Raw genomic sequence first — 654 nt, 5'->3', positions numbered from 1 at the left:
GGTCGTATTTCCAGAGAAGTGCCATGGTTGTGGAAATTGCGTAGTATCATGCCCAGTGAATGCAAAAGATCCAAACACTTGGGGTGGAAAAGGTCCAGAAACAGATGAACTCGTCATAAGAGTTGTGGATGGCCTAATAACCATAGTAAATGGTGATTTATGCGGTGGATGTGGTGCATGTGTTGAAGTTTGTCCAGTTGATGCGATAAAGTTGGCTGTTGAAAATTAATAGTTGTCTGCGAATTTCTTTGCGATTATTTTAGTTTTTTTTGGGTGAGAGGATGATTGAAGATATTGTTAAAAGAGTAATTGATTTTATAGATGGTAAAGATATTAAAATAGTTGATTTTTCCTTTGCTTTGCCTTATAGTTATGTTTTAGTTGAAGTAGGTGGGAAAAAATCATTGGGCGTTGCTATGACTTTATTAGAGGAGTATAAAGGACATAGTGAGAAAAGGAAGATTGAATTTGATGTAGGTAATATTGAGGATTTTATAAATGTGGCAAATGATTTTGATATCATCAATAGAACTCTTGGATTAGCGACAATAAACGCTATCTCCCAGAGTTTTATTAAATTAACTAATGAAGATTTAAATAAGGATGTTGCTAATTTAATTTTAGAAAACGGTAGTTCCCATCAAATAGATAAAT

At 33.6% G+C, this 654-nt stretch carries 2 protein-coding genes; both read left to right on the top strand.

Annotation, left to right across the window (positions count from 1 at the left end):
- On the top strand, positions 1–229 hold a 229-nt coding region (locus METFODRAFT_RS09640; RefSeq protein WP_007045443.1), incomplete at its 5' end, for a 4Fe-4S binding protein.
- Between the two features lie 52 nt (positions 230–281).
- Positions 282–654: enolase N-terminal-like fold-containing protein (locus METFODRAFT_RS09635; protein ID WP_007045442.1), on the top strand; the 373-nt coding region annotated here is incomplete at its 3' end.

The organism is Methanotorris formicicus Mc-S-70, assembly GCF_000243455.1.
Classification (GTDB): domain Archaea; phylum AGJL01; class Methanococci; order Methanococcales; family Methanococcaceae; genus Methanotorris; species Methanotorris formicicus.
The sequence above is the reverse complement of the archived record's forward strand: the minus strand, read 5'-3'. Positions and strand labels throughout refer to the sequence as shown.